This window comes from Flavobacterium sp. H4147 (genome assembly GCF_029360735.1).
Taxonomy (GTDB): domain Bacteria; phylum Bacteroidota; class Bacteroidia; order Flavobacteriales; family Flavobacteriaceae; genus Flavobacterium; species Flavobacterium endoglycinae.
Map to the genome: position 1 here is coordinate 292,022 of NZ_JARKNB010000003.1, position 24,658 is coordinate 316,679.

The 24,658-nt window shown below is 36.4% G+C and carries 15 protein-coding genes; 10 read left to right on the plus strand and 5 right to left on the minus strand.

Annotated elements, in window-relative coordinates; genetic code table 11:
• Positions 1 to 10 precede the first annotated feature (10 nt).
• Entirely contained in the window at positions 11 to 8,512 is an 8,502-nt protein-coding gene (locus tag P2W75_RS15535) for a T9SS type A sorting domain-containing protein (protein ID WP_276381169.1), read from the plus strand.
• A 57-nt stretch (positions 8,513 to 8,569) separates the two neighbouring features.
• Positions 8,570 to 9,406: an outer membrane beta-barrel protein gene (locus P2W75_RS15540; RefSeq protein WP_276381170.1), complete on the plus strand. Its 837-nt coding sequence runs from the start codon at positions 8,570 to 8,572 to the stop codon at positions 9,404 to 9,406.
• Positions 9,407 to 9,478: 72 nt separating this feature from the next.
• Here the strand turns inward: P2W75_RS15540 and P2W75_RS15545 are convergent, their stop codons facing one another.
• Positions 9,479 to 9,688, minus strand: coding sequence for a hypothetical protein (locus P2W75_RS15545; protein ID WP_276381171.1), 210 nt, complete (start codon positions 9,686 to 9,688; stop codon positions 9,479 to 9,481).
• 230 nt (positions 9,689 to 9,918) lie between these two features.
• Here P2W75_RS15545 and P2W75_RS15550 point away from each other — a divergent pair, with 230 nt between their 5' ends.
• Positions 9,919 to 10,575 carry a DUF6766 family protein gene (locus tag P2W75_RS15550; protein ID WP_276381172.1) on the plus strand — a complete coding sequence of 219 codons (657 nt, stop codon included), beginning with the start codon at positions 9,919 to 9,921 and terminating at the stop codon, positions 10,573 to 10,575.
• A 157-nt stretch (positions 10,576 to 10,732) separates the two neighbouring features.
• Here the strand turns inward: P2W75_RS15550 and P2W75_RS15555 are convergent, their stop codons facing one another.
• Positions 10,733 to 11,086, minus strand: coding sequence for a hypothetical protein (locus P2W75_RS15555; RefSeq protein ID WP_276381173.1), 354 nt, complete (start codon positions 11,084 to 11,086; stop codon positions 10,733 to 10,735).
• A gap of 195 nt (positions 11,087 to 11,281) precedes the next feature.
• Between P2W75_RS15555 and P2W75_RS15560 the strand changes: the two genes are divergently transcribed.
• Together P2W75_RS15560 and P2W75_RS15565 are read left to right on the plus strand one after the other, a co-directional pair.
• Positions 11,282 to 12,862, plus strand: coding sequence for an FAD-dependent oxidoreductase (locus tag P2W75_RS15560; RefSeq protein WP_276381174.1), 1,581 nt, complete (start codon positions 11,282 to 11,284; stop codon positions 12,860 to 12,862).
• Between the two features lie 28 nt (positions 12,863 to 12,890).
• Positions 12,891 to 13,649, plus strand: coding sequence for an SDR family oxidoreductase (locus tag P2W75_RS15565; protein ID WP_276381175.1), 759 nt, complete (start codon positions 12,891 to 12,893; stop codon positions 13,647 to 13,649).
• Between the two features lie 4 nt (positions 13,650 to 13,653).
• Here the strand turns inward: P2W75_RS15565 and P2W75_RS15570 are convergent, their stop codons facing one another.
• Entirely contained in the window at positions 13,654 to 15,255 is a 1,602-nt protein-coding gene (locus P2W75_RS15570) for a Na+/H+ antiporter (RefSeq protein ID WP_276381176.1), read from the minus strand.
• A 188-nt stretch (positions 15,256 to 15,443) separates the two neighbouring features.
• On the opposite strand from P2W75_RS15570, the gene ribB reads away from it, so the two are divergent.
• On the plus strand, positions 15,444 to 16,106 hold the full coding sequence (gene ribB / locus P2W75_RS15575) for a 3,4-dihydroxy-2-butanone-4-phosphate synthase (protein WP_276381177.1): 663 nt from the start codon (positions 15,444 to 15,446) through the stop codon (positions 16,104 to 16,106).
• Positions 16,107 to 16,676, plus strand: coding sequence for a Crp/Fnr family transcriptional regulator (locus tag P2W75_RS15580; RefSeq protein ID WP_276381178.1), 570 nt, complete (start codon positions 16,107 to 16,109; stop codon positions 16,674 to 16,676).
• 205 nt (positions 16,677 to 16,881) lie between these two features.
• Here P2W75_RS15580 and P2W75_RS15585 read toward each other — a convergent pair whose 3' ends face one another.
• Both P2W75_RS15585 and P2W75_RS15590 read right to left on the minus strand, forming a co-directional pair.
• Positions 16,882 to 18,576, minus strand: coding sequence for a ribonucleoside-diphosphate reductase subunit alpha (locus tag P2W75_RS15585; protein WP_207295931.1), 1,695 nt, complete (start codon positions 18,574 to 18,576; stop codon positions 16,882 to 16,884).
• A gap of 17 nt (positions 18,577 to 18,593) precedes the next feature.
• The gene (locus P2W75_RS15590) at positions 18,594 to 19,568 is read right to left on the minus strand and encodes a ribonucleotide-diphosphate reductase subunit beta (RefSeq protein ID WP_276381179.1); all 975 of its coding nucleotides are present in this window, start codon (positions 19,566 to 19,568) and stop codon (positions 18,594 to 18,596) included.
• A gap of 766 nt (positions 19,569 to 20,334) precedes the next feature.
• On the opposite strand from P2W75_RS15590, the gene P2W75_RS15595 reads away from it, so the two are divergent.
• From P2W75_RS15595 to P2W75_RS15605, 3 genes are all read left to right on the plus strand, one after another.
• Complete coding sequence (locus P2W75_RS15595) at positions 20,335 to 21,825, plus strand: ankyrin repeat domain-containing protein (RefSeq protein ID WP_276381180.1); 1,491 nt, start codon at positions 20,335 to 20,337, stop codon at positions 21,823 to 21,825.
• A gap of 135 nt (positions 21,826 to 21,960) precedes the next feature.
• Positions 21,961 to 22,446 (plus strand): DUF2271 domain-containing protein, encoded by a 486-nt coding sequence (locus P2W75_RS15600; RefSeq protein WP_276381181.1) that lies wholly within the window; start codon positions 21,961 to 21,963, stop codon positions 22,444 to 22,446.
• Between the two features lie 27 nt (positions 22,447 to 22,473).
• The gene (locus P2W75_RS15605) at positions 22,474 to 24,657 is read left to right on the plus strand and encodes a PepSY domain-containing protein (RefSeq protein WP_276381182.1); all 2,184 of its coding nucleotides are present in this window, start codon (positions 22,474 to 22,476) and stop codon (positions 24,655 to 24,657) included.
• Position 24,658 lies beyond the last annotated feature (1 nt).

Consider the following 24,658-nt stretch of genomic DNA (forward strand, 5'->3'; position numbering starts at 1 on the left):
TAATCTAATTATGAAACATTTTTACTCACGAATTAAAAAATTCTTAAATATCGCCTTATTTCTGGGGATATTTCTGCAAAGTTACTTAGGTACTTCCCAAACAACTTTGGCAAAAGGAGATATTATATTCACTGGATATGATTCCAGTGTCAATGCATCAGATATCGATTCTTTTTCATTTGTAGCTCTTGTACCTATATCAGCAACAACAGTTATTTATTTTACAGATAGAGGATATTTTGAAGATGGTTCCTGGAGAGCCGCAGGTGCTTCAGAAGGAACTATTTCATGGACAGTTTCAAATGCTATTGCAGCAGGAACAGAAATTACTATCAAAGGAAATACTGTAAGTACTTTTAATTATAGTAGCGGCATAACTGCCTCAAATGGATCTATTGCTATTACGGAAGGAACTATGGCTCTTGCCACGGGATTAAGTTTATCAAATATTGGTGATCAAGTCATTTCTTTTCAAGGTGGTAGTGGATCTCCTGCTGGTGTTGGGGCTAATATGGTTAGTGGTTTACACTATTACTATTGTCCAACTGGCGGAGGAAGTACACAAGCACATTGGGATCAAGACCTTTGTGCTAATGGAACCGCTGGTTCAATAATACCTCCAGGACTTATTGGAGGATTTAGTGCTTTTTATTCTGCTGAAGGTGGTACTACTACCTATACATCAGGTAAATTTAATGGTTCTGGTAATCTTACCACTACAGCCAACATTAGGACTGCCGTTATGAATATTAATAACTGGTCTAACTCAGCTATTTCACAAACATTACCAACTGGTGCCGCTTTTCTTAGCGCACCTCCTGTAGTTACTGCTAATCCTTCGAGTGTTACAGTGTGCTCAGGAAGCAATACTGCTTTTTCAGTATCAGCTACTGGAGCCACAAGTTATCAGTGGCAGGTAGATACTGGAAGTGGTTTTGCTAACCTTTCAAATGGAGCTCCTTATTCAGGAGTTACTACAGCTACTCTTACAATAACAGGCGCAACATCTGCAATGAATTTATATCAATATCGTTGTGTTGTTACTGGTGCTGGTTCTGTAAACTCAACTGCTGCAACTTTAAGTGTTCCAACAGCTATATCATCTTCAGTCCAGTCACAAAGTAATGTGAGTACTTATAACGGTACAAATGGTTCTGCTACTATAACTGTTTCTGGTGGTACTGCACCTTATTTTTATTCTTGGGCACCTTCGGGAGGAACTTCGGCTACAGCCACTAATCTTTCAGCTGGCACTTATACAGTGACTATTACCGACAGTACTCCTAATGGTTTAGGAGGTTGTACTGCAACTCAAAATGTAACGATTACGCAACCTGCAGGAGTAAGTGCTTCTACAAGTGCCTTAAGTGCTTTTAGTTCTTGTTCCGGTTCAGCTTCTACTCCACAGAGTTTTACAGTAAGCGGAGGCAGTTTAACTTCTAATTTACTAGTATCTGCCCCAATAGGTTATGAAATTTCTACTTCATCAGGGGGAAGTTATTCAAGCAATATTTCTTTTACTCCTACTGCAGGAACAGTAGCTACCACAACAATTTATGCCCGATTATCTAACACGGCATCAGGAACGCCTACAGGAAATATTACGGTTTCATCAAATACGGCAGTTACCCAAAATGTAGCTGTAACAGGAACTGTTAGTGCTCCTCCAGCGATTACTTCTCAACCATCTGCAAGTACCATTTGTGCAGGAGCTAATACTACTTTCACCGCTACAGCTTCAAATGCTACAGGGTACCAGTGGCAGGTAGATCAAGGCGCTGGATTCAACAATATCTCTAATAATGCACAATATTCTGGAGCTACTACAGCAACGCTTACTATAACGGGAGCAACTGCTGGAATAAGCGGTTATTTATACCGTGTAGTGGCTTCTGGATCATGTGCTCCAAATGCAGTTTCAAGTAATGTAGCACTTACTGTAAATTCGGCACCAGCAATTACTTCTCAGCCATCTGCCAGTACTATCTGTGCGGGAGCAAATACAAGTTTTACTACTACCGCTTCAAATGCTACAGGGTATCAGTGGCAGGTAGATGAAGGAGCTGGATTTAATAATATTACTAATAACGCACAATATTCTGGAGCAACTACAGCAACGCTTACCATAACTGGAGCAACTGCTGGATTAAACGGTTATTTATACCGTGTAATAGCTTCTGGAGCATGTACTCCAAATGCGGTTTCAAGTAATGCAGCACTTACTATAAATTCGGCACCATCTATTACTTCTCAGCCATCTGCAAGTACCATCTGTGCGGGAGCAAATACTAGTTTCTCAGTAACGGCTTCTAACGCTACAGGATATCAGTGGCAGGTAGATCAAGGAGCTGGATTTAATAATATTTCTAATAATGCACAATATTCTGGAGCAACTACAGCAACACTTACTATAACTGGAGCAACTGTTGGAATAAGCGGTTATTTATACCGTGTAATTGCTTCTGGTGCATGTACCCCAAATGCAGTTTCAAACAATGTAGCTATTACTGTAAATTCGGCGCCTGCTGTTACAAGTCAGCCATTTGCAAGTACAATTTGTGCTGGAGCAAATACTACTTTCTCTGTAGCTGCAAGCAATGCAACAGGATATCAATGGCAAGTGAACGAAGGTTTAGGATTCACTAATATTTCTAATAGCGCTATTTATGCTGGTGCTACTTCAGGCACACTTACAATTAACAGTGCAACTGCCGCTATGAATGGTTTCTTATACAGAGCTATTATAAACGGGGTTTGTTTACCAGATGCAACATCAAATAATGCAGCTCTTACTGTAAATTCTGCTCCTGCAATAACATCACAACCATCTGCAAGTACTATTTGTGCTGGTGCTAATACTACTTTTAGTGCAACGGCAAGTAGTGCAACGGCATACCAATGGCAGGTGAATCAAGGAGCTGGTTTTACCAATATTGCCGATGATGCAACTTATTCTGGATCAAATACAGCTACTCTTTCTATAACTGGAGCGACCAACGGGTATAACGGTTATTTGTATAGAGTGGTTGCCAGCGGAGTATGTTCTCCTTCTGCAACATCTCTTACTGCAGCACTAACAGTAAACTCTGCTCCTGCAATAACATCACAACCAACCTCAACTATAGCTTGTATTGGTTCAAATACATCTTTTACTGCAACTGCTTCAAATGCAACTGGATATCAGTGGCAGGTAGATCAGGGAGCTGGTTTCACGAATTTATCAAATGATGCAACGTATTCAGGTGTAAATACAGCTACACTTTCTATTACTGGCGCTACTGCAGCATTAAGCGGCTATTTATACAGAGTGATTGCCAGCGGAGTATGTTCTCCTTCTGCAACATCATTCAATGCTGTATTAACTGTACCTTCTATAACAGTAACTTCAACTCAAGTTGATGTTTCTTGTAATGGAGCAAACAATGGATCATTAACCGTAACCCCATCAGGAGGATCAATTCCTTACACTTATCTATGGTCAAATGGAGAAACAACAGCGTCTACTGCAAATCTGGCTCCAGGAAATTATACGGTAACTATTAAAGATGCTAATCTTTGTGAAAAAACAGAAAACTTTACTATTACAGAACCAACTGCTTTAACAGCTTCTCAAGGAAACATAAACAATGTAAGCTGTAACAGCGGTGCCAATGGTACTGCAACTGTAATTGTATCAGGTGGAACTCCAGGGTATACTTACTCATGGGCACCTTACGGAGGAACTTCGGCTACTGCAACAGGTCTTTCTCAAGGAACATTTACAGTAACGGTTACAGATGCAAATGCTTGTACTACTACTCAAAATTTTACAATCAACGAACCTCCTATATTAACTACAACACCATCACAAACCAATATACTTTGTAATGGAGGTGCTACAGGATCTGCTTCAGTAACTGTATCTGGAGGAACTGGTGCTTATTCTTATTCTTGGATTCCGTCTGGAGGAACTGCTGCAACCGCAACAGGACTTACTGCTGGAATTTATACTGTAACTGTTACAGATGCAAATAATTGTCAAATAAATCAAAGTTTTACGATTACTGAACCTGCAGTTCTTACCGTGAATCCGGTAGCCGCCACTAACATAGCTTGTTTTGGTGAAAGTACTGGATCTGCAACAGTAGCTGTATCTGGAGGAACCGGTGCTTATTCTTATTCTTGGGCTCCATCTGGCGGAACTGCTGCAACTGCAACAGGATTAACCGCGGGTACTTACACAGTAACTGTTACAGATGCTAATGGATGTATCGGAACCCAATCTTTTATTCTTACTGAACCTTCAGCAGCACTATCTGCTAGCAGCTCATCTACACCTGTAAGCTGCAATGGCGGTAGTAACGGAACTGCTACTGTAGTTGTATCTGGAGGAACTCCTTCATATACATATTCATGGGCTCCATTTGGAGGAACTGCCGCAACTGCAACAGGATTATCTACAGGAACTTATACGGTAACTGTTACAGATGCAAATGGATGTACAATTACTGAAAACGTAACAGTTAACAGTCCTTCTCCATTTGTAGGTACAATTAATAAAACCGATGTATCATGTAATGGTGGATCAAATGGAACAGCTACTATAACTGCTTCAGGAGCAACTGCACCTTATACTTATCAATGGTCTCCTTCTGGTGGAACTGCTGCAACTGCAACAGGATTAGCTGCTGGAACTTATACGGTAACTGTTACAGATGCAAATGGATGTTCGTATCAAGAAACCGCAATTATTGATCAACCAGCCATTTTAGATGCTGCACAATCTCAAACAAATGTACTTTGTAATGGTAGTGCTACTGGTACTGCTACAGTAACTCCAACAGGAGGAAGTGGTTCTTATACATACTTATGGTCTCCATCTGGAGGAACCGCTGCAACAGCAACAGGTCTTACCTTAGGAAATTACTCTGTTTTAATTACAGATGGCAATGGATGTTCGATTTTAAAAAACTTTACAATCACAGAACCATCAGTATTAACAGCTACTACAAGTCAGATAAATGCTACTTGTACTGTTGGAGGTGAAGCAACAGTTAATCCTGCTGGAGGAACTGCTCCTTACTCTTACTTATGGTCAGATGGACAAACCTCTGCAACTGCAACTGGATTAACAGCAGGAAACCATTCTGTAATTATTACAGACAGTAATGGTTGTATAATAGGTAAAAACTTTACAATCACAACTACTAATACGTTAGTTGCATCAACATCACAAATTGATGTATTATGTAATGGCGGAAACACAGGTTCGGCAACAGTGGTACCTTCTGGCGCTGCTGGACCATTTACTTACGTTTGGGCTCCATCTGGTGGAAATGCAGATACAGCAACTGGATTAACTGCTGGCAATTATTCTGTAACTATTACAGCTGCTAATGGATGTTCAATCGTTAAAAACTTCACAATTACTGAACCTAGCGCTATTAGTATTACTCCTTCTCAAATAAATGTTACCTGCCCTTCAGGATCAAATGGTTCTGCAACGGTTAGCGTAACAGGAGGAACTGGATCATATACTTATTCATGGGCTCCTTCTGGCGGAACTGCTGCAACAGCAACAGGATTAGCAGCAGGAACTTACGTGGTAACTATTACAGATGCTAACGGATGTACAGCAACGCAAAGTTTTACCATAACACAACCAGACCCAATCTTAGCAACTGTATCTCAAACTGAGGTTTCTTGTAATGGAGGTGCAAATGGAACAGCAACATTAACTGTAACAGGAGGAACTGGGACATATACATATGCTTGGGCTCCTTATGGCGGAACTGCTGCAACAGCAACAGGATTAGCTGCCGGAACGTATACCGTAACTATTACAGATGCTAATGGATGTTTAAAAACAGAAAGTGTCACTATTACTGAACCAGCTGTTCTTAGTGCTTCAGCATTAGTTCAAACCAATATTTTATGTAATGCAGGAACAAATGGTTCTGCTACAGTAAGTGTTACTGGAGGAACTGCTCCTTATACTTATTCATGGGCACCGTACGGCGGAACTGCTGCAACAGCGACAGGACTAGCTGCCGGAACGTACACCGTAACCGTTACAGATGCTAACGGATGTACAGCAACACAATCTTATACAATTACTGAACCAACGGCTCTTGCTGCAACAAGTTCTCATACTGATGCTTCTTGTAATGGAGGTGCTAACGGAACAGCAACTGTCGTAGTGACTGGAGGAACAGGAGCTTACACTTATTCATGGTCTCCTTCTGGTGGAACTGCAGCAACTGCTTCAGGATTATCTGCTGGAACGTATACAGTTATTGCAACGGATGCTAATGGATGTACAATTTCTGAATCTGTTACAATTACTGAACCTACTGCAATTTCTATCACATCTTCTTCTACAAATGTTTCTTGTAATGCAGGTGCAAATGGTAGTGCTTCAGTAAATGTTACCGGTGGTACGGGTGCTTATACGTATTCTTGGGCTCCTTTTGGTGGAACTGCAGCAACTGCTTCAGGATTATCTGCTGGAACTTACACGGTAACAGTTACAGATGCTAATGGATGTACAGCAACAGAAACAGTTGTGGTAACAGAACCAGCTGCAATTTCTGCGGTAGCTTCTCAAACAAATGTTTCTTGTAATGGTTCAAACGACGGTTCTGCAACAGTTACTGTAACCGGAGGAACAGGTGCTTACACGTATGCTTGGTCTCCTTCTGGCGGAACTGCAGCAACAGCAACTGGATTAGCAGCTGGAACTTACACAGTTACAGTTACAGATGCTAATGGATGTTCAACATCAACATCAGCTATTATTACTGAACCAAGTGCTCTTTCTCCATCAATAACTGGAACAAACGTTTCTTGTAATGGTTCTAATGACGGTTCTGCAACAGTTACTGTAACTGGAGGAACAGGCTCTTACACGTATACTTGGTCTCCTTCTGGCGGAACCGCTGCAACTGCAACAGGATTAACTGCTGGAACTTATACAGTAACAATTACAGATGCTAACGGATGTACAACTTCTGGAAATGTAACAATTGGAACTAATCCAGATACTACTGCACCAGTTCCAACTTTAGCAACTCTACCTCAAATCACAGGAGATTGCTCAGTACTGGCATCACAAATTGCGATTCCAACTGCTTTAGATAATTGTACAGGAACAATTAACGGAACTACTACAGATCCTTTAACTTATACTGCTGCGGGAACATATACTATCACATGGAGTTATGATGACGGAAACGGAAATGTTTCTACTCAGCTTCAAACTGTAACAGTAAATGCTTCTCCTCTTGATGCGGTAACTTTCAGCAATGCTCAAGTTACTTATGACGGAACTGCACATTCAATTCAGGTGGCTAATCTTCCAACTGGAGCGACTGTAACATACTCTGCTAACAACGGAGCGACAAATGCCGGAACATATGCAATTACTGCAACTGTAACACCAGCATCTACTTCGCCAAACTGTTCTGCAATTACGCTTAATGCGAATCTAGTTATCAATAAAGCGCCACAGCAAATTACATTCAATGCAATTCCTGTTAAAACGCTTGGATTGAATAATACTTTCAATTTAGATGCGGTTTCAGATTCAAATCTGCCTGTAACATATACATACACTTTCGATTCACCAACACCAGCTGCAACGGTTACGCCTTCAGGTCAAGTAACAATGACCAGCTCAGGAGAAATATTAATTACTGCTCACCAAGCAGGAGATAACAATTATCTTCCAGCAGCAGATGTTTCTCAATTATTGGTAATCTTAAACAACAATGTTGACGTTACCAGAATTACTATTGGAAATAAAGTTTTCGATAATCCTGCAAAAACAATTACACATGTATTAGCTTGTGGAGAAACAAATCCAAATATCACGGTTCTAAACGAATCTGGTGCTGTTATCACTCCTTCTGCTAACTTTACGATTCAGACTCCTAAAGCAGGAATCTACACTCAAGATGTAACAGTTACTTCTCAGGACGGAACTTTATCTGCAACCTATACAATTACAGTAGAAAAACCATTTAATTTCTTTGATATTGTACAGCAAAAATTCAACAACGTTCTTCTTGTGAACAATAATCCACAAACTAACGGAGGTTATGAATTTACAGCTTACCAATGGTTTAAAAACGGACAATTGATCGGAACCGGACAATACTATTCTGCAGGAGAGACAATTACGTCTTTATTAGATCCAAATGCACAATATATGGTGAAAATGACAACTAAAGATGGTAAAGTTTTACAAACTTGTCCAACTCAGATTACATTGAAAAATTCGCTTCAAGCTAAGCTTTACCCTAACCCAATCGAAACAGGAAAAGCAATTACTATTGAAGCTGATTTCCCAACAGAAGAATTAGAAAAAATGCAGATCAGTCTATTCTCTGTAAGCGGTCAGTTAGTAAAAACTGTTCAATCTTCTTCTGCTAAAACTGAAATACAATTACCTGAAACAGCTGCAGGCAATACGTTACTTGTAGTTCTTGAAACTCCAAATATTAAAAAGTCTTTCAAAGTAATTGTAAAATAAATAAAACCATGCCGGTGTTGTTTCAAACACAGCACCGGCATAATAAAATCTTAAAAGATGAAAAAATATATAACATCACTTGCTATGATAACGGCGCTTTTAACAGCAGGTTTTAATAGCTATGGTCAGGATAAAAAACAGGAGTTTTCAATTTCAGTAGGAGGTCCATTTTCATTTGTTAAATCTACAGGAGGAGAATATGTTCCTGGAAATGGAGTCAGTGCTGGTCTTCGTTATTCCTACTATTTAAATGAAGGTTTAAGTATTGGAGTTGGAGTTGAATATCAGACTTATAATACCGATATTAAATTTGGTTCGATTTCTGGCAGATACAATGCTGTAGATGCCGAAAATGAATCTTTTCAATTCCGATATAAAGCTGCAAACTTAAGAGAAGAGCAAAAACTTGCTTATATCAATGTACCTATTGGAATTCAGTTTGAAACTCCAGGAACTACAAAATTATATCTAGCAGGAGGCTTTAAAATAGGATTTGCTTCAAGCGGCAGTTTTCAAACCAAAATGGGCAATCTTACAACAAGCGGTTATTATCCGCAGTACAATGTAGAATTATTCAGTCCTGCTTTTGCCGGTTTTGCCAGCACTAATGATTTAAAAACGTCTAAACAAGATCTAAAAACAGATGTATCGTATTCTGCTACAGTTGAAACGGGTTTAAAACAAGTAATTGGAAGCACAAATTCTATTTACATCGGACTTTATTTAGATTACGGACTAAACAATATCTACGATAAAAAAGAAGCCAAAAATCTTGTACAGTACAATCCAGATCTGCCGGTAGAATTAAAATACAACAGTGTTTTTGATTCTGGGGCTTCACACAATATGAGATTAGTATCTTATGGATTGAAGATAAGATTTGCCATGCGTTAATCTTAAAACGTTTATCATAAAAAAAAGAGCTGTTTAATTAAACAGCTCTTTTTTTTATGGATTATTTATATTCTATTTTTTAATAGAATCAGTATTAATTTTTGTGGCAGCAGTATCAATAACAGTTGTTGTATCCACTTCTGGTCCAACAGTATCTACTGTATTGCTAATACTGTCATTTTCGTAAGAATCAGTATTTGTGGTTTCGTTCTTCTTACACGAGAATGCTAATCCTGCTAATACAAGCAGTAATGCAATTTTAGTTTTTAATAGCGTTTTCATAATAATATCTTTTTAATTTATAATTAATTCATAATCTAATATTGTTAAAATTAGAACTCTCACATATAAAATTGTTATACAATTTCCTGTATCAGTTATAAAAATCAAAGAATTTATACTATTCACATAATATGTTTAAAAAATCCAATGCAAAAACTGTAAATCAAAAAATAAATTGTGTAAAGTTCTAAACGTAGTATTTGAGAACTTTGAAGAAAAACACGATAAAAATGAAAACATTTTTTAGAAATAACGGTTTATCTATCTGCTTTTTTCTGCTGTTTATGGGTTCTTTTTTAGGCCAGATTATATTTGGATTTGAAGAACATAACAAAGAATTAATAGATGAAGGAGCAAACGCAATAAATTTTGCTTCTTACCTATTATCAGGGCATTTTTACCAATCTACTTTTGAAAATTGGGAGAGCGAATTTCTTCAAATGACACTATATGTAGTGCTGACTATTTTCTTAAAACAGAAAGGATCATCTGAATCCAAGAAAATAAATGAAATAGAAGATGTTGACCGCGAACCAGATCCTAACAAAAAAGAAGCTCCATGGGCTGTAAAAAAAGGCGGTTTTATTTTGAAAATTTATAAACATTCGCTTACCATCGCTTTATTTCTTTTATTTCTCATTTCATTTATAATTCATTTTTACGGAAGCCTTAAAGATAAAAACGAGCAGCTGCTTCTAAAGGGAGAACCTTTAGAAACCACAGCATCGTATATTGGACATTCGAGATTTTGGTTTGAATCGTTTCAGAACTGGCAGAGCGAATTCTTATCTGTTTTCGCCATCATTATTTTATCCATTTATTTACGCCAAATAGGCTCTTCACAATCAAAACCAGTCGATGCGCCTAATATGGAAACTGGCGGATAATTTTTTAAATTTTAGTCTGCAGTTTTCAGTTTTCAGTCACAATAGGCAGTAATAAAAATGGGAAAACCAAACTGACACCTTACTTCAAAATAAAAACCTCTTTGCTTTTCTAAACAAAGAGGTTTTTAACTTTTAATTCAATTCTTATATACAATTATTATTTTTTCTGATTCTTCTTTTTCGCTTTAATTTCAGGTTTTATACTGTCTTTTTGAACTCCAGAAGACTCCGTATAAGTTGAACCATCTTGTGGACTTTCACCTGGACCAATTCCAGTTCCTTCTGTACTTCCTGATCCTGTAGTTCCCGTGCCCATCGTTTCAGAATTCGCAGCATTTTGAGTACTGCCCGCACCTGTACTTGCAGAATCGTCTACTTTTTCAGTGCTGTCAATTGGCACTGGACTTGTTTCAATTTCATCACTGTATCCGTCTTTGTTATTTTTACACGAAAATAACAGCGCCACAAACACGGCAAGAGTTATCATTTTAAATTTCATTACTGTTTTCATAATAAGTTGTTTTTCGGGTTGTAGAATAAACACTAAATAACTATTAATAAAACTGTTATGCTTATAGTATTTTTCAAAATTCTTACATAAAACCCGACTGGCAATCCTGTAAAATGCAAAACTTAAAGTTGTAAACATTTCAAAATAGATGTTACTAGTTTTGAAATGAACGCATTACATTAAAAAATAATAATCATGGACAATTCATATAAAGATATAAATGAAGGAAGTATAACCTCTGGAGACAATGTTTCGTTTTGGATTGATTCTACAGAAATTATTGCTTTCGAAAAACCAAGTCAAGATGTCCGTACCGATATTTTAATTATTGGCGGCGGTATTGCCGGACTTACAACAGCTTACAAACTTGTAAAAGCTGGAAGAAAAGTAGTTCTCGTAGAAGATGGTTTTATAGGCAGTGGCGAAACAGGAAGAACAACAGCGCATTTAACCAACGCTCTTGATGATCGCTATTATTATCTTGAAAAAACTTTCGGGAAAGAAACAGCATCACTTGCTGCACAAAGCCACAGTGCTGCTATTGATGAAATCGAAAAAATAGTAACCGAAAACCAGATTGAATGTGATTTTAAGAGAGTAAACGGATATCTGTTTCTTCATGAAACGGATAAAGAAGAAAATCTCGAAAAAGAATTTAAAGCTTTGCAAAACGTAGGTTTAGAAACGACTTTGTTAGATCATATTCCGTCGATGGCTGGAGGGGAAAACAAAAAATCGATCGAATTCAAAAATCAAGGACAATTTCATATTTTACATTATTTAAAAGGACTTGCAGAAGCAGTTGTTTCACTTGGAGGAACAATTTATACCGAAGCACATGCCGAAGATATTACTAAAAAAGGTGCAAAAGTAAACGGTTATACGTTTACTGCAGATCACATTGTTGTGGCAACTAACTCCCCTATTAATGATCTCGTGACCATGCACACCAAACAGCATGCGTACAGAACGTATGTAATCGCTGGAAAAATTCCAAAAGGAAGTCTGCCCTTTTCTTTATGGTGGGACACAGGAAATATGGATGCCAAATGGGTCGCAAAACCATACCATTATGTTCGTGTAGAAAATTTTGACGAAAACTATGATTTATTGATTTCGGGTGGTGAAGATCATAAAACCGGACAGGCAGATGAAGAAAATCTTTCTGAAATCTCACGTTATGATAAACTCGAAGTCTGGACACGAAAAAATTTTCCTATGCTCGATGAAATCACTTATAAATGGTCTGGCCAAGTTATGGAACCAGTAGATTCTCTAGGTTTTATGGGAAAAAATCCTGGAGACAAAAACATTTATATTATTACCGGAGATTCAGGAAACGGAATGACACATGCAACCATTGGAGCATTGATTGTAAGCGATATGATTCAAGAAATCAAAAATAAATGGGAAGACATATACGATCCGTCCCGAATTACTTTTAGTGCAGCAGGAGACTTTTTGAAAGAGGCAGGAAATATGGCCAAACAATATCTGGATTGGATTGCAGCTTCAGATCTTGATAATGTTGCCGATTTAGAAGCTGGAAACGGCGGTGTTCTTAATGTTGGATTACGAAAAGTTGCCGTTTACCGCGATTATGACAATTCATTGAAAGCCTTTTCAGCCGTTTGTCCGCATTTGGGCTGTATAGTACAATGGAATTCAGATGAAAAATCATTTGACTGTCCGTGCCACGGCTCCAGATTTGCTGCCGACGGAACAGTAACGAATGGACCAGCACAAAGCAATTTAGGACCAATCAAAGTAAAGTAAAGTAAAATAATTAATTAAAAAATAAGCCATGGAAATTTTATCAAACTACTTTAGTCAAAATATTGCCCAAAAACGCATAATCGTAACTGGTGGTACAACAGGAATTGGAAAAGCCATTGCTGATTTATTAGTGTCTCTGGGAGGTCGTGTTCTTATTTTCGGAAGAAATGAAAATGATTTAAACAACGCCATGCACGACATCAAAAGCAAATCATCATCTGGAGAAATTTACGGTATTTCTGCCGATGTAACCAACAAAGAAGATATTCGTATGATTTGGGAAAGAGCTGATCATTTATTTGGAGGTATTGATATTCTAATCAATAACGCCGCATTGGGCGCCGAAAGCATCACCGATGGAAACTACGATGAATGGAAATATATTTTAGAAACAAATGTGCTGGGATATATGGCTTTCGCCAGAGAAGCGGTTGATAGAATGACCATCCAAAAATCTGGACATATCATTAATATAGGTTCTATGAGCGCAGAATCAAAAGAAAAAAGAAGTCCCATTTATGTCGCTACCAAAACCGCAACAAGAGGTTTCAGCACTTCTCTTCGAAAAGGAATCAATGCACTTGGAATAAAAGTAACCCTTATAGAACCCGGAGCAGTAACCAGCGACATGCAGCAGGACCCTAAAGAAGTACAGAAAGAAAAAATCAAAAAAATGGAAATGTTAAAAGCAGAAGATATCGCCATGAGCGTTGCTTTCTGCCTGTCACAGCACAAACGCTGCGACATTGTAAGCATGCAGGTTAGACCTCACTTACAAATGATTTAAAATGTTATTCTTCATACATTTCCATCCAAAGTCGGGTTTCTTCAAGGTCGAGTTCTTTTTCTATTTTGCGAAAGACTTCTTCATTGACTGAACCCGCTTTGTGCATTGCTTCCAATTTTCCTCTTTCTACATTCAAAAGATCAATCTGCAGTTTGGTAAATTCATTAAAAATCTGTCCGCCCAATACTTTTCCATTTCCGAAGAAATTCGCAGGAAGTTCCGTCTTTTGCAAACGATTAAATTTTACTTCATATTTACTTTTAATGTTGTGAAGCAATTCATCATCCAGCAAAGAAAAATTATCTTCAATATGCGTAATGGTTTCCGAAACAATCATATTACGAATATTATATTCTTCTGCTAAAATAGAATACGGCTGCACTTTTAGCTTTTTAATCATCCACGGAAGTGTAAGCCCTTGAATTACTAAAGTCGAAAGAATTACACAGAAAACTAGATAAATAATCAAATTACGAAGTGGAAATTCTTCAGTTTTATTCAGCATTAACGGAAGTGCCAGAGCCGCGGCCATCGAAACTACACCACGCATTCCAGACCATCCGAAAATAATCATATTGCGATAATCAAATTCTTCTTTTTCACGGATTTTTCTGCTCAGCATTCTCGGAATAATTGTCGCTGGAATCACCCATAAAAAACGAACCACAATCACCACAATACTAATCACAGAACCCCAGATAAACAATGAATTCCCTGAGTAATTACTGATGCCTTCAATAATCTGTCTTAACTGAAGTCCTATTAAAATAAAGATCAAACCGTTGAGAATGTTATTTAAAACATCCCAAATGGTATTCGTCATAATTCGGCTTTCGTGAGAAAAAATAGTACCAGATCTTGCCGCCAGAAAAAGTCCTGTTGCCACAACCGCTAAAACCCCAGAACCGTGAAAATGTTCTGCAATTAAATAAGAAGCAAAAGGCGTTAATAACGTAAGCGTTACTTCGATAATATCATCGCAAACAAATCTTTTGTGAATGTAATACATTATAAAACCAACAGCCAATCCCACTGCGATTCCTAAAACCGACATCAAAACGAAATTTAATCCGGCCTGCCATAAAACGAAATTTCCAGCTGTAATTGCTGTAAGCGCATATTTATACGCCACAAGACCACTTGCATCGTTTACCAAACTTTCGCCTTCCAAAATAGCTATTAATCGTGGATGAAGTCCTAAACCTTTTGTAATAGCTGTTGCCGAAACCGCATCGGGAGGAGAAACAATAGCACCAAGTAAAAAAGCTAACGGCCAAGAAATATCATCTATCAGCCAATGTGTAACTACAGCCACTAATCCAGTTGTAAAAAATACTAAACCAACGGCTGCTAAAGTTATCGGGCGAATGGTTTGCTTAAATTCAGACCAGCTCGTATGCCACGCTGCATGATATAAAAGCGGCGGTAAAAAAATGATAAAAACAATTTCCGGACTCAACGCTACAACAGGAAGTCCCGGAACCACACTAATGATTACCCCGCACATCACCAAAACAATAGGTATTGGAAAATTATATCGTTTGCTGATTAAACTTAAAAAAGCTACGCCAAAAAGCAACATAATAATTACGGTGATATTTTCCATTTATGAGTTCAGTATTTATAAGTTTTGGAGATTATTTACGGGCACTAAATTACTATTTTATGAGAATTAAATTAAAATATCATTAAAAAAATACCTCTTGATTTTATTGACTTATATCAAACTTTTACATTCTTGACAACTGTACTTTTGAAGCTCGATAATTTTTAAAAAGTTCAAAATAAATATCCATGATAAGTACAGAATTAAATCCGTTGGTGCAATTTGGAATCACTTCCAAAGAACGTGTTGAAAACGCTTTGAAACAACTTAAAAACGGAAAAGGAATTATACTAACCGATGACGAAAACCGAGAAAATGAAGGTGATCTTATATTTTCTGCCCAGCACATAAATGTTCCCGATATGGCTTTAATGATCCGTGAATGCAGCGGTATTGTTTGTTTGTGTTTAACCAATGAAAAAGCCAGCGAACTGGAACTTCCTTATATGGTAAAAGAAAATACCAGTAGTTTTCAAACTCCTTTTACCATAACAATAGAAGCTAGAAAAGGCGTTACAACAGGAGTTTCTGCAAAAGACAGGATTACAACCATTAAAACTGCTATTGCCACAAATGCAAGACCTGAAGATTTAGCCAGACCCGGGCATATTTTTCCGCTGCGCGCAAAAGACAACGGCGTGCTTGAAAGAAACGGACATACTGAAGGAAGCATTGATTTAATGAAACTCGCCGGTTTACAACCCGAAGCCGTTCTATGCGAATTAATGAACGAAGACGGCAGTATGGCAAAACTGGACAAAATCGTTAGCTTTGCACAACAACATGATCTTGTGGTTTTATCTATTGAAGATATTATTTATTACCGCAGATTCGTTAGAGATTACAAGTAAATGATATACGAACAACTCGGTCATTATATTCGAAAAAGCATTGATGTTTCTGATGAAAATTTAGAAACCATCCTCTCCTATTTCAAACCCATTAAGAAAAATAAAAACGATATTTTACTGGCTCAGGGACAAATTAGTCATGAAACTTTTTTTGTTGCTAAAGGCTGTCTGCGTATCTTTTTTATTAATGAAGAAGGAAAAGATGTAACCCGATATATTGCCTTCGAAAATCAGCTGGCAACTGCTTTGGTTAGTTTTATTACCAAAATGCCTGCCGCTGAAAATATTCAGGTTGTTGAACAATCAGAATTACTGGCGATTTCTCATGAAGATTTTAATCATTTAATGAAAATTATTCCACAATGGCGTGAGTTTTACAGCAATTATCTGGAAAAAGCATATGTAAACAATACCAATCGTTTAATGTCGTTTACCACAATGGATGCTTTAGAACGTTACAATCAATTATTAAAAATAAATCCTGCCATTGTAAAACGACTTCCCAATAAGATTGTCGCCTCTTATATCAATATTTCGCAGGAAACTTTAAGTAGATTGAAATCGAAATGATTTTCTTAAACACATAGGAACATAGATTTTCTTTGTGTAGAAAGACATTTCATTCGCATCAATTCACATAGCTCTGTTTGAAAGCGAGCTTTTTTACTATGTTCCTATGTGTTAAAACCTTTTTTATACAGTTTAAATCTGCTTGAAATCTTTATCCTCGGTATTATAAAAAAAGCCGAATCTGTTGAGATTCGGCTTTTGATATTTATGATTCACAACTGCTGCAAGTAACCAGACTTGTAACCAATTCTTTCGAAACACTTTGGCTTCTTTGGTAATACAAACTTTTTACTCCCAATTGCCACGCTTCAATCATTAAACGGTTTACTTCTTTAATTGGAAGTTCTGCTGGAATATTAAGATTTAAACTTTGTCCTTGATCTACAAACTTCTGACGAATGGCGGCTTGTTGTACAATTTCTAACTGACTGATTTCTTTAAACGTTTTAAAAACATCTTTTTCTTCCTGAGTCAATTGGGTCATGTGCTGTACACTTCCTCCGTTCAACATAATACCTCTCCAAACTTCTTCATTATCCAGACCTTTTTCTTCCAGTAATTTTGTTAAGTATTTATTCTTACGCATGAAATTACCTTTGCTTAAACCCGCTTTGTAATAATTACTGCTAAAAGGTTCAATTCCTGGAGAAGTCTGTCCTAAAATTGCCGAAGATGATGTTGTAGGCGCAATTGCCATTGTGGTTGTATTACGTCTTCCGTATCCTTTTAACAATTCAGGTTCGCCATAAATTCTGGCTAATTCCTGAGTGGCTTTGTCGGCTTTTTCACTAATATGTTTGAATATTTCAGTGGTTTTCATTTTAGCCTGCATTCCTTCAAATGGAATCATGTTTTTCTGCAAATACGAATGCCATCCTAAAACTCCTAAACCTAATGCACGGTGTCTTTTAGCAAATTTATTAGCACCAGAAAGATAATAATCCCCTTCTGTTTTTTCGATAAATTCCTGTAATACAGCGTCAAGGAAAAAGATTGCTAGTTTTACTGCTTCAGTATCTTTCCATTCATCATAAAGTTCCAAGTTCATTGATGAAAGACAGCAGATAAACGATTCGTCATTTGTTGACGGAAGCATAATCTCACTGCACAAGTTACTTGCATTGATTCTCAAGTTTTGATCTTTGTAAACCTGAGGTTTATTTTTATTTACGTTATCGCTAAAAAAGATATAAGGAAGTCCTTTCTGCTGACGGCTTTCCAGTACTTTTGCCCAGATTTGTCTTTTATCGCCATCACCGTCAATCATTTCCTGCATCCAGTAATCCGGCACACAAATTCCGGTAAACAAATTTTGGATTGGATTTCCAATGCTTTTAATTTTCAAAAATTCCTCAATATCTGGGTGGTCAATATCCAAATACGCTGCAAATGCACCACGACGAACACCGCCTTGAGAAATAGTGTCCATTGCCGTATCAAAAAGTCTCATAAAACTTACTGATCCGCTGCTTTTTCCATTATCGGTTACGGCGCTTCCGCGTTCACGCAATTCACCAAAATAACCAGAAGTTCCACCTCCAATTTTGGTCTGCATGATCACTTCACCTAATTTATGTGTAATTCCTTCAATTTTATCCGGAACGTGTACGTTAAAACAAGAAATCGGCAAACCTCTTTCGGTTCCCATATTTGCCCAAACCGGAGAACTGATACTCATCCATCCGCGTTCGATCATTTCTACAAATGACTCTTTTAATTCGGGTTTGTATAATCTTCTGGCTGCTGCTGTACAAATTCTGTCAATTGCACCTTCAACAGTTTCACCTTTCAAAAGATAACCGCGATTTAAAATCTGTTCACTTTCAGAGTTCTTCCACCACATTTTGTTTCCGCTTTCCTGCGAAATACTGTTTACTTCATTTGTATCTGTTGTATTCATAATATATTGTCTGCTTTTTAGAAAAGGTCGTTTGCCGTTATACTCTTATCGTGTTTGGTATATTCTACTGGTCGTTTTGCAAAGAAATCATCCAAACTGTTGGCAAAAACTTCTTCTTCAAACCAAGCAAGCGCTTTGTAGTCTTCAGCTGGAACATCAAAAATGATTGGAATATTAATTTGTTTTAAACTCTCATCAATTCTAAATTTCATAAAATTAACAAGATCACCTTTTTTAATACTTTCAATTTCACCTTCTTCAAATATCCAGTCTAATATGTCTGATTCGACTGCGATGGAATCTTTAACCGTTTCTCTGATAAGGTTTAGCGTAGCATCATCAAAATATTCTGGGAATTCTTCTCTGATTTTATTAATAATATAGATACCGCCGTTAGCATGAATCTGCTCATCGATTGAAGTCCAAGCAATAATATTACTCACATTTTTCATGTAGCCTTTAAATCTTGTAAAAGATAATAAAATGGCAAACTGGCTGAATAAAGAAACATTTTCTATAAGAATACTGAATAAAATCAGCGAAACCATATATTTACGATTGTCCTGAGAACGAGTATCTTTTAAAACATTTGAAAGATAATCAACACGTCTGCGAACTACAGGAACGTCAAGAAGTTTTTCAAATTCATCATTATAACCTAATACTTCCAAAAGACGCGAATACGCTTCAGAATGTCTGAACTCACATTCTGCAAAAGTAGTTCCTAATCCGTTAAATTCCGGTTTTGGAAAGTGCTCGTAAATGTTTCCCCAAAAACTCTTAACAGCAACTTCAATTTGTGCGATCGCCAATAAACTGTTTTTAACAGCCGTTTTTTCAGCTACCGATAGATGAGCATGAAAATCCTGAGTATCAGCAGTAAAATCTACTTCGGTATGAACCCAATACGCTTTATTTATGGCTTCTGTAAATTGTAAAACCTCTGGGTACTCAAAAGGTTTATAATTGACTCTTTTATCAAATATAGACATAATATATAGTATTAAATGGTGACTATGAGAAATAGAAAACAACAGGATTTTGGGGAAGGATAACTGCGATTTCTATACCTACAAAATTAACCCCTCAATCTCGATCAGGCTATCTTTTGGTGTTAAAAAACCGAACAATTATCAACAGTAAAAGTAAGGAGGAAAAAACATTAAAAATACAATTTATTAACAGCTGTATAATTTTGCGTAGTCGTCGAATTATCAGTTATTTATACTAGATCTAAATAGATTTGTCAACAAAAATTACAAGAAAAAAACCAAGAAGCAAAAAACAGTTATCAACAGCAGCATTTAAAAATTGATCTTTTTCAAACCCATTTTACCCTTTTTAAAACGTCAAATTCTACTTAAAAAGCTGCTCGACTATTAGCTAAAAAAACATGTATTTTAAATTATATGGAAAATCGAATTAAGAATAAAACACTAATTTACAAATAGTTATAAATTATATTTTCGTAATCTGCTTAAAATCAAAAAGAAAAAAAATTGTACGCGTTAAACTAAAACCAACAACAATTGTCTAAGCACTTGTTTTTTATCAAAATAGAATAAAATCCAAAGCGCAAAAGCATATTTTAGATTAAAATAGAATTAAATCGCATCAGAATTCAACTTTTTACCAACAATAAAACTTGCTTTAAAAAGATTAATCTTTACATTTGCCTTTATTTTGATTTATTCTAAATAGATATATTCTCATTCATAATTTTTTGGAATTTGATTCCGAATAACAACATACCGAAATATGAAAAAAAATCTTTTTATTTCTTTAGCATTTGCTGCTATTTCATTGGTTAATGCACAACAGAAAAATTCACTTTTAGAGCAGTCTTTCTGGAAAACTACACCTGATGTAGAAAAAGTAAAAGCTGAAATTGCAAAAGGAAACAATCCAGCCGAAGCCAATGCCAATGCATTTGATGTTACTACTCTGGCAATCAACAACGATGCACCTTTTACTACTATCAAATTTTTATTAGACCAGCCGGGAAATACCATTACTAAATTAACCCACGATAATCGTATTTATTTGCACTGGGCCGCTTACAGAGGAAATACCGAATTAGTTGAATATCTTATAAATAAAGGTTCTGATGTTAATTTTGAAGACAGCCACGGAACTACTCCAGCTGATTTTGCCGCTTCAAACGGACAGTCAAATCCAGCGATGTACGATGCCTTCTTTAAAGCGGGTGTTGATCCAAAGAAAAAATATGCAAACGGTGCCAACTTATTGCTTTTAGCTATTGCTTCTGATAAAGATTTAAAAGCTGCAGAATATTTTTCAACAAAAGGAATGTCTCTAAAAGACGTTGACAATGAAGGAAACACCGCTTTTACATACGCTGCAAGATCTGGAAATATTACCCTTTTAAAGAAACTTATCGAAAAGGGAATTAAACCTACCGATACCGCTCTTTTAATCGCGGCACAAGGAAGCCGAAGAGAAACAAATCCAATCGAAACTTATAAATATTTGGTTGAAGAAGTAAAAATAAAGCCAACTGCCCAGAACAAAGCAGGACAAAATGTATTGCACATTTTAGCTGGAAAACCAAATCAGACTGAAATCATTAAATACTTTTTAGCGAAAGGTGTTGATGTAAATAAAGCTGATAAAGAAGGAAATACACCTGTAATGTCTGCAGCATCAGCAAAAGAAACGGCTGCTTTAGAGCTTTTTCTTCCAACAGCAAAAAATATCAATACTCAAAATTCAAAAGGAGAATCTGCTTTGACCTTTGCCGTACGATACGGAACTCCAGAAGCTGTAAACTTACTTTTAACAAAAGGCGCTGATGTAAATGTAAAAGACAAAGACGGAAACAACTTGGGCGTTTATTTAGTACAATCTTACCGTCCGGCAGGAAGAGAAAAAGAAACTGTTAATCCTTTTGAAGCAAAAGCAAAATTACTTCAGGACAAAGGTTTAAACTTAGCCGCAGCACAAAAAGACGGAAACACTTTGTATCATTTAGCAATTACTAAAAATGATGTTTCGCTTCTTAAAAAAATCACGGATTTAAAAGTAGATATCAACGCTAAAAACAAAGATGGATTAACAGCCTTGCACAGAGCTGCTATGATTGCCAAAGACGATTCTGTTTTAAAATATCTTATTGAAGCAGGTGCTAAAAAAGACGTAACAACAGAATTTGATGAAAGCGCTTATGCTTTAGCAAAAGAAAATGAAGTGCTTACTAAAAGCAATATCTCTGTCGAGTTTTTAAAATAAAACAAATTATTAATACAGCCATATTTGAAATTCCAAAATCCAAACTTATTTTTGGAACTTCAAGTTAATCAGTTGTGAGACATAAGTAATCTTTATATCTCACAACTTTAAACCTTAACTTATATATTATTTACAATGAAATCAATATTAAAAATTGCTCTTGCAAGCGCTTTTATCTTTTTACTTTCTTTCCAGACTAACGCACAATCAAGCAAATACAAATGCATGCTGCAAATGAACAATTATATGGGAGAAGGCGCCTATATTGTAGTTTCTTTAGTGAATGCAAATGGCGAATACGAGAAAACGCTGTATGTAATGGGCGATGATAAAAAATGGTATAAATCATTAAAAGAATGGAATAAATTTCATTCGGTTCAAAAATCAGATGATATCAGCGCTAAAACAGGCGCTTCTGTAACTGGCGGAGACCGCAGCGTAACGACTATCGAAATTGAAAATTCTAAAATTAATAAAGGATATAAACTACGTTTTGAATCTGCGGTAGAAGATCAAAAATATTATGTAAGCGATCTTGAAATTCCGCTTACTACAGAAGGTCTTGCAGAAAAAACAGATGGAAAAGGGTACATTAAATACGTACGATTAAACAAAATATAATACGATTACATTTCTAGAATACACTCAATGACTCTTTCTTTCTGGCGTTACGCACATTTAGCTCTGGCTTTATTTTCTTCACTTTTTTTGCTTTTGGCTTCGGTAACCGGAATTATTCTGGCGGTCGATGCAGTTCAGGAAAAAACACTTCCGTACAAAGCACCTGATTTTGATAAAATAACACTGGGAGAAACCCTGCCAATTCTAAAAAAAGCGTATCCAGAAATTACAGAACTAAGCATTGATTATAATCAATTTGTAACGCTAAAAGCCATTGATGCTGATGGAAATGATGTGAATGCGTACATCAATCCCAAAACAGGAAAAACACTTGGAACTCCGGTAAAGAAAACCGAATTCATTAAATGGATTACAGGACTTCACCGTTCGTTATTTCTTCACGAAACGGGACGTTTTTTTGTGGGAGTTATTTCTTTTTGTTTATTACTAATATCAATTTCGGGTTTTGTACTGGTTTTAAAAAGACAGCGCGGCATCCGAAATTTCTTTTCTAAAGTAATCAAAGAATATTTCGCGCAATATTACCATGTTGTTTTAGGAAGGCTTGCTTTGATTCCTATTTTTATTATTGCCTTAACAGGAACGTATTTGTCGCTGGAAAGATTTAATTTCTTTATGGGTGATGAAAAAGCAAAACCTGTAAAAACAGAACTTTCGGCGAAAGCCAAAACAACTTCTGTATTTAAAACTACTTTATTATCAGACGTTAAAAAAATCGAATTTCCTTTTACTGACGATCCTGAAGAATATTACATCATCGAACTGAAAGATCGTGAAATTGAAGTCAATCAGGTTACTGGAGCTGTAATTTCAGAAAAGCTTTCACCTATGACGATTCAGTTTGCCGATTTGAGTCTTGATCTTCATACCGGAAGAATTAACGGAATCTGGGCTGTAATTCTGGCAATTGCCTGTATTAATATTCTATTCTTTATTTACTCAGGTTTTGCCATTACTTTAAAAAGAAGGTCTAGCCGAATTAAAAATAAATTCAAAGCCAGCGAAAGTACTTTTATTCTTTTAACAGGTTCTGAAAACGGAAGTACTTTCAGGTTTGCTAATGCAATTCAGAAGCAATTAATCAGTCAAGGACATAAAGCGTTTATAACCGAATTAAATCGTTTTTCGGTATATCCAAAAGCAGAACATATCATTGTTTTTACATCGACGCACGGTTTAGGTGATGCACCTTCTAATGGAAATAAATTTGAAACTCTAGTAGAAAAACAAAACCAAAAGCAGAAAATCAATTTCTCGGTTGTAGGTTTTGGTTCTAAATCGTATCCTGATTTCTGCGGATTTGCTATTGAAATTGATCGGCTTCTTGAAAAACAGCCTTGGGCAGAACGTTATTTGGATTTACAAACTGTAAATGACAAATCAGCTTCTGAATTTGTAGAATGGGTAAAATTGTGGAGTACCAAAACTGGAATTTCGCTGGCCAATACACCCTCTTTATACAATCATGTTCCGAAAGGCCGTCAGAAACTAATGGTTTTAGACAAAACTCCAATTTCTGAAACTGAACATACTTTTATTCTGACTTTAAGAGCCAATTCTAGAACTAAATTTATTTCTGGCGATTTATTAGCTATTTATCCAGCAAACGATACGAGAGAACGCCTCTACTCTATTGGAAATCATTCTGGTAATGTACAATTGGTTGTAAAACTGCATCCAAACGGATTTGGTTCTGGATATTTAAATAATCTTGAACCTGGCGATGTTATTAAAGCTCGAATTTTGAAAAATCCTGCTTTTTATCTGCCAAAGAAAGCTCCAAAAGTTGCTTTTATATCAAACGGAACCGGAATTGCTCCTTTCCTCGGAATGATCGAACAAAATAAAACACAACAGGAAATACATCTTTACAGCGGTTTCAGAATGGAAACACCCACACTTCTGGCGTATAAAAAGTTTGCCAAAGTGATGAAACAAAAACAGCATCTGGATCAATTTCATGTCGCTTTATCGCGTGAAGCTAAACAGATTTATGTAATGGATCTGATTAAAAGAGATACTTCTTTTTTCATGGATTTATTAAAGAAAAACGGTGTTATCATGATCTGTGGTTCGCTTGCCATGCAAAAAGATGTTGAAAACGTTCTAGATATTTTATGCAAAGAAAATGGTCTTAAAAGTATTTCTGATTATAAAAACAATGGTCAGATTTTAAGTGACTGCTATTAAA